Source organism: Desulfogranum marinum, assembly GCF_016918565.1.
Taxonomy (GTDB): Bacteria; Desulfobacterota; Desulfobulbia; order Desulfobulbales; family Desulfobulbaceae; genus Desulfogranum; species Desulfogranum marinum.
This window is the reverse complement of the sequence record NZ_JAFFQD010000082.1, coordinates 1-7,322: the sequence shown is the minus strand read 5'-3', so window position 1 is coordinate 7,322 and position 7,322 is coordinate 1. Positions and strand designations below refer to the sequence as shown.

At 45.0% G+C, this 7,322-nt stretch carries 5 protein-coding genes and 1 pseudogene; 5 read left to right on the top strand and 1 reads right to left on the bottom strand.

What is annotated here, in order from left to right; genetic code table 11:
- Positions 1 to 204 precede the first annotated feature (204 nt).
- The 5 genes and pseudogenes from JWH17_RS22465 to JWH17_RS22445 form a co-directional block, all read left to right on the top strand.
- Positions 205 to 756 (top strand): annotated as a pseudogene (locus JWH17_RS22465) (radical SAM protein); the annotation flags it as partial.
- Between the two features lie 210 nt (positions 757 to 966).
- Positions 967 to 1,545 carry a peroxidase-related enzyme gene (locus tag JWH17_RS22460; protein ID WP_205224945.1) on the top strand — a complete coding sequence of 193 codons (579 nt, stop codon included), beginning with the start codon at positions 967 to 969 and terminating at the stop codon, positions 1,543 to 1,545.
- 382 nt (positions 1,546 to 1,927) lie between these two features.
- Positions 1,928 to 2,596 carry a hypothetical protein gene (locus JWH17_RS22455; protein WP_205224944.1) on the top strand — a complete coding sequence of 223 codons (669 nt, stop codon included), beginning with the start codon at positions 1,928 to 1,930 and terminating at the stop codon, positions 2,594 to 2,596.
- A 329-nt stretch (positions 2,597 to 2,925) separates the two neighbouring features.
- Positions 2,926 to 3,267, top strand: coding sequence for a hypothetical protein (locus tag JWH17_RS22450; protein WP_205224943.1), 342 nt, complete (start codon positions 2,926 to 2,928; stop codon positions 3,265 to 3,267).
- 409 nt (positions 3,268 to 3,676) lie between these two features.
- Entirely contained in the window at positions 3,677 to 4,273 is a 597-nt protein-coding gene (locus tag JWH17_RS22445; protein ID WP_205224942.1) for a DNA-3-methyladenine glycosylase I, read from the top strand.
- Positions 4,274 to 4,515: 242 nt separating this feature from the next.
- On the opposite strand, the gene JWH17_RS22440 is transcribed toward JWH17_RS22445, so the two are convergent.
- The gene (locus tag JWH17_RS22440) at positions 4,516 to 6,186 is read right to left on the bottom strand and encodes a hypothetical protein (RefSeq protein ID WP_205224941.1); all 1,671 of its coding nucleotides are present in this window, start codon (positions 6,184 to 6,186) and stop codon (positions 4,516 to 4,518) included.
- Positions 6,187 to 7,322 lie beyond the last annotated feature (1,136 nt).

Here is a 7,322-nt window from a genome sequence, read left to right as displayed (position 1 = left end):
GATTAATTTTGGTAAGAGGGTCACCGTTGCTGTCGATTTTACGCATCCGATTATCAAGGTCGAAGAATCCTGGCTGAAACATATCGGCTCCATCAAGTAAAAAACGGCTTAGAAGATGATGGAAAAGTATAACATAATATCAATATTTCAGACAGTTAAAACACTATTTGCGCTTGTTTTGCTGTAGTAATTATTCGAGAAACCCGTAAATCGGTTGAAGAACTCAGAGAACTCAAACAGGCAGGTCTAACCATGGCCTATACCGGTTTAGAGTCCGGCGACGGCGTAACCCTTGAGCGGATCAAAAAAGGGTTAAGCCCGCAACAAGCCGAACAAGGAATGGCAAAGGCTAAGGCCGCTGGGATCGAGGTACTTCTTTCCATTATTTTCGGAATAGGTGGAAAAGAACGTTCGCAAGAACATATTCAAGCAACCACACGGCTCCTCAACGTTATGCAGCCGGAAGAACTAGCTCCCATGGCCTTGGCAATCCAGCCTGGTACTGAATTGGAGAAGGAGGTTGAAGACGGAAAATTCGTCCTCCCTACCCCGTTGCAAATCCTTGAAGAAGAACAATACCTTCTGCAAAACATGACAGGCTTTGCTACCTTTTATTGGGGCGATCACGGCAACAATATTGTTCCGATGAAAGGGCCACTACCGGAGTTGCAGGAGGTGTTTCTAAACAGAGTTAATCAGGCAATTGCTACCCATCCGGTATGCAAGGAGGAAACGCTCAAAACATTTGCATGGTAACAAGAATGCATCTCTCAGCACGTAGAAAATATTCCGACACGTGCATTTCTTGTGAGGAATATGCAATCCTTCGTCCACTACAGGGTAGATAAGCGTAGCGCATCTACCCTGGACGGTTGCTGAACCGCTAAGCAGCTGCAAAACAATGCTTACGATTACAAATAATTAAACAACATCAACCCTATCTAACAATAAAAATAGGAGTTAATCATGACTGCAACCAAGACAAACATCAGCAGATACCCTGTTCCAACCATTGACGATATGCCCGAGGACATAAAGGAAGCGTGCCTTGGGTTTAAAGAAAAATTAGGTTTTATCCCAAATGTTTTAGTTGCCCTGGCCCACCGCCCGGATGAATTCCGTGCTTTCCTGGCCTACAACAACGCCCTGATGAATAAAGAAAGCGGATTGACCCCAGCCGATAAGGAGATGATCATTATAGCGCACTCCAACCACAATGGTTGCTCATACTGTGTTCAATCCCATGGTGCAGCCCTCAGGCTTGCGACGGAAAACCCAACCATTGCCGACCAAGTAGCGGTGAACTACCATGAAGCGGATATCACACCCCGCCAGAAAGCAATGATTGATTTTGCAATGAAGGTGACAACAGATTCACGTTCTATCAATGAAAGCGACTTTGCAACCCTGCGCACCCACGGGTTATCCGATGAAGATATCTGGGATATTGCGGGTATCACCGCTTTCTTCAACCTTTCCAACCGGATGATGAACTTTGCTGCGATTCGACCTGATGACGAATTCTACATGCTGGGACGTCACTGATCTTTGAAGTAAAGCGCGGCCTGACAAGCAAATCGCGGTAAACGAGATGATGAGGCTGTTTACGCCTCATCATCAAAACAATGATTTTTTTGAGACCGCTACGATTGTATAGAATGATCGATAATCACGATATTATTAAAGCCCCCTCTTGCTCTAGCCCAAAATGTATATCCATATAGAGTAGATACCTGATCACATCAAAGGTGGTCTTTTTCCCATCAACTTCCCTTGGGGAACGCCCCTATTTCTCTACAGGAATGCATCATAACTGTTCAATTTGCCACCAGATGCTTTCTAAAATTACATTTTTTACTTTTTCCGCTTTGTATATAATTTTTGTATTGACCTTGACCTTTACAAGCCTCGCAATATAAAATTACGTATGAAAAAAAATAACAACGATATAGACGATTCCGACTCGGGCGACTACGAATGCGAGATTATTCGTGACGAGGTAACGCGCATCTTCAAGGAAAACCCTCATGATTATATCTCTGAGCTCGAAAAACTGGGCTTTGAATATTGTGATGACGAAATAGACCATGAAGAACTTGAAGAGTCCTTGGCAACACCGCAAAATACAAACCAAGAATACCTGGTCAGTTATTTTGATGGAAAGATAGCTCTCTCTGATAAATCCATTGCCATCTTTCTTGAAGAACGAAACAGCGCCACAGCCAATTTCCCCTTACTGCGCAAGTATTTCAAATCTGCAAATCCTTATCTTCTCTCCCTGATTATAGATGGATTGGAGCGTGACCATCTTTCAGAAGAGCTATTATCCGACCTGGCCTTTTTTCATGGTTTTCACAACCAATTAAGCTTACTCATCAAATACTATTCCCACGCCTGTGAGCAACAGGAAGACCTTGATGCTTTTTCAAAGCTGGCCATGGATTTCTACGATGCCGTACTACCTGATGGGTTCAATGCATATTATGCACTCCGTGATCTATTTCATAGCGGCACGGACAAGCGAAAAGTTGTCGATTTTTTGATCGAGGTGGCAGAGCAGGCGGAAAACGATGCGAAGAGAGATGTATATTTTTGATAGCGTATTGGTACCCTCCGACCCCGAATATTTGCATTCCATATAACCTGTTTCCTCCAGCCTTCTCCTTTCCGAATTGTGTCCTACTATTTCTTTTCCTGAAAATAATGAAAACAACTCAAGGTAATACCTCTTTCAATACCTCTGCATTGTTTGTACAACCCTTGATTATTGTGGGTGACTCGAATAAAAAAGCGTCGACCATCGTCATGTTTGCTCATCGCTAGGCAGCTAATCGGATCACGGTAGATTTTTTCTCGCTAAACATGCATAACCGTATGTTCAAATAACAAAATGTTTTATCAAAGTTTTTCAAAAGAGATTTTTCTATGAAACTCAATGACCCCTTCGGTCGTATGGAAAGCAGGCATCAGCTTGGTTACGAATCAATGCGCGATGCAATGCAGAAAAGTGGCATCACTACACCTAAAGAGGCTTGGGAAGTTATCAGGCAGTCAAAAAAACGTGCACTCCAATACATATGCATTGGAGTTGCCGCGCTCCTTTTAGTGACCATAGTGCTGCCAAAAGCTTTACCGGTAACCGTAAGTCTTGCGCTTTTTATGACCGTTTGGATTGCCAGTTCTACCATCAACGGCCAACGATATATCCAGCGTTATATTGATGAAGATTTAAAAAGTGAGAGCAAGGGACAGCAAGACGATAATTAGCAGGATTGACAACCCGAAAAGGGTTGCAATGCGTTGGTAGCAGTAAAAGCGCTGCTTACAAGCGCGGACCAAGCTAAATACTTCCAAACATTTACACTGGGAGAACAATGATGAGCTCATGTGAAACCTGTAAGTTCCGAGCAATATACGACCGTAAACCAAACTCCTTTTTGGGAAGGGTTTGGCACTGGCATATCGGCTTTTGTCCTGGGTGGAAAAAATATTTCAAAGATCTTTCCGAGGAGGAAAAGCAGGAGCTGTTAAAGCGATACAATTTGAAAGAGCGCTAAACCAATACGCCTGATTTTTCCTCTGTTCAGGCGTCAGTTTCCAGTTGCATGTGACCTCGCTTTGCCGGCTTGCAACCAATGTTGCATAACTCTATCAACCGCTTGACGATATACGTAATATGAAAAACAGATGCACCTGGTGTGGAAATGATCCTTTATACATGGCGTACCATGACAATGAATGGGGCGTCCCTGTTCACGATGACCGACTTCTGTTCGAATTCCTGGTTTTAGAAGGAGCGCAAGCCGGACTTAGCTGGCTGACAATCCTGAGAAAAAGAGAGAATTACCGAAAGGCGTTTCACGGCTTTGATTATAATCGTATCGCCCACTACGCAGACAAAGATGTAAATCGCCTCCTTGCCGATGCCGGTATCGTCCGTAATCGCCTGAAGATCGGCTCAGCCATCAAAAACGCGCAAGGCGTTCTTGACATCCAGGAACAGTACGGATCGCTGGATGCTTACCTCTGGCGCTATGTGGATGGGGTTCCCAAACAAAATGCATGGAAATCCATGGCAGATATTCCAGCAAACACAAAACTATCCGATGCGATGAGCAAAGATTTAAAGAAGAGAGGCTTCAACTTTGTCGGTTCAACCATCTGCTATGCATTCATGCAGGCGGTCGGCATGGTAAACGACCACACAATAGACTGCTTTCGCTATAAACAAGTCATGCAGCTTACCCAACCAGATACATCTGAAACGCAGTAGCCGGAATCGCAGTGAGCAACCTCTGGACTCTGGAAAATATCCTATGCCTGTATCTAAAATAAAACCTTTCTCGAGTATATTCATGGTTAACTCTCTGGGTGGGGGGAAGTTACTGCCATGTCACATTATGAGATTCCTCCTGACATTTTCGAAAATCCAGAAGTGCCCCTTCCCCCCCACGCTCTGATGTAACATCAAAATGTCACGAACCTTGCTTCTCCGAAAAGACTTTCTTCCACCATTTAAGCACATTCCACCCAGACAGGTACTGTCTGTCCGGCTTGTATATGGACCCGTTGCGTGCAGGTCTGGCTGTTTGCCAGCTTGATTTCCAGCGCGTATTCGCCTTCCGGTATGCCGTTGACCGCGAACTGTCCGTGGGATGAGTAAATCGGTACCAGCTCACCATGGCCGATTATAGAGACCGTAGCACCATTTTTAGTCGCCTCCTCTGATACCGATCCCGTCAAAGATGAAATGACCCCGGTTAAAGATCCAGTAGGTTTGTCTTTTGCACCCTCCGGACGGAGCTTTACCACCACCGCACGGACCCAGAGCAATACAGTTTCGGAGGCGAAGCCAGCGGCAAAGGCCAGCCCCACGGTTGCGGCCGTAGTAGAGGGGGCAATTACATAGTAGGCAACCGTTGCAATGAAAGGAGCCGAAATGAACTGGATAATCTGAAAGACCAGGTATTCGCGCAGTTGTGCTGGTGTGAGCAGAGGAGCGCTTTGTGTGCCTACGTACCCCCGAGTAGATTGTTTTTGATACTCAGGTATACGACGAGTCAAACTCACGCCACCGCCGATCAATGACAAGATGATCAAGTAAAAGGGGATCACCAATCCCCCTTGGACCAAATATCCGCTGTCACCTCGAGCATGGCGATCTCGAATATAAAGCAGCCATTCCAGTTCGCTCTGTGCCTCTTCGATCGCGGTCGTATTTTCAGCTACGGACTGCTCCAATTGTACAATTTCGGTCTCTTTGTCGCGCATCGTTTTCAGCGTAGCCAGTGCACTGCTGAGTTCTTTTTCCAGCGCGGCAATCTCATTGGTACTTGCAGGGGCTTGGTTGTGCTCGGTCGGCGCAGTATTTTTCTTCAGCTGTGCAAGCTCCTGCTCGGTTTGCTCTATCTCCTTTTTCTGTTTAGCGAGTGCTGCTTGTGTTTTCTTTTTGCTATCTTGCAGCTGCTTGTAGGTTATTGCACCCAAAACTTGCTGACGCGCTTTTTCATTGTTTATAACTATCTGCTCTAGTTTTTGTTTCTTTTGAACAAATTGATTTACAAACTCGATTGATTCCGACTCGATCGGAAAAGGTGTGACATAGCCTCCGACCTGCACAATCCAACTCAAACGTGGAATAGCGGCAGTTTTCGAATCTTGGTCTTCGTCGCCATAACAACGCAAAGTCGCATCACGGTAATTGTTATCTGCAACGCAACCCCTGAAAACACTGATCGGACTATCTGTCCGCGCATAATGCTGCTTATCCCAGCCGGGGTCTCCTGGATCTTTTCTTAGATCGATAGAAAACGGGACAACAGCCGCGGCTAAGGCAAGGATCATGAAGCTGTAGGAAAGGGTCATCCAGTAGCGCCTGGCCCGAACATTTTCTTGGTTCAGCCAAGGATCGGCGATACTACTGTCAGCAGAGGTACCTTTCTCGACACCTGGTAGCGGCTTGGTGAATTGCCAGACGATCAAAATAAGCAGGAAGAGGAATAAAGAACCAAACAGCAAAGGCAGCAATCGAGGCAGTAACTCGATCTTTGGCCATAAATTGAATGCGTCAACTATCCACCATAGACCACAGAACACTGCCACAAAAACAACAACGGTGAGTACAATTCTGGTGCTTGGTGCCTCCCATCTCGTTTTTAGCCAAGAAATACCTTTGTTATTAGTCATTATGGCGCCCTCTTGTCTAACAGGTTGGTAAACAGTTTCTCCTTATCTGACCAAACTCAGAAATACACTCAGCATACATTTGGTTAACGTGTCAGTAAGTTCTTTCGTTAACCTTCATTTTTACCAAAACAAAGAAAACCTTGCGTTTTAATTTCGTAGCCATTCACCGCTCCCACCATTGCCTTCGGCAAGCCATCCAGTACGTAAAGTTGATAAGCGCAGCGCGTCCAAGCGGAACACGATGCCTTGTGTTAATGGATGGAATATCGCTTATCCACCCTGTCAGCTGTAGCACCGTTAAACGGTTACTTGAGTTCAGCACCCCCCTCTTCTTGAAACAACATATGCCATACTTACATTTTCGGCTGTTATTTGCCTGCTTCTCTTCAATTTATGACTAACAATTACATTCAAACGGTTGCTATTATTCTAAAATCAAGCAAATGCTATACCGTTACCGCTGTAAAGCCCTTGAATGTTACGTGTTCGCGGAATCACCGGCCGCGGCAAAAAAACTCTTTCTAGAGAAAACATGTATTTTTGGTCTATATGAACCAAAACTGGTGGTGCATATCCACCAGGAACCAAGCCAACCCCTGCTCGCCTCCAACGACCTCTGCACATTTCAGCAATAGAAGAATTTCTCGATAAACCAATTAAAGAGATGAGTTTGGGCTTCCACAAGCCTTTCTCTCTTTCGCAACTTTCAGTTTATCTCACCGCGTTACTTAAAAATCCTCAGGTCTTTAACAAAATACTATTTGCTCACAACAATTCTTAACAATATCAATTACCTTTTGTATTTATATCACTTTGTATTTCTTAGTGACTAGTGGTACATTTCACATTTTTGGTTTATACACAAAACCAACTGCATAAAACTGAACGTGGCCGACATCTTGTACGATTATCAGAAAGTTGCCATTTAGTGGAAATATGTTGAGTGCGGCCGGGCAAGGTCGTGTAGTCAAGCGGGTGCGAATCCCGTTCCGGAAGGTTGGCCAACCATCGGGTAGCGAGTCCTTGGAGGCTTTATGGTAACATAAAGTTTTAAGCGTAGGATAGCGAGCAGATAGGCCGTAAGCCGAAAGGTTGAAGGGATTGAGCCCCGTAATTTTCCTAGTCGGAAGGACGAC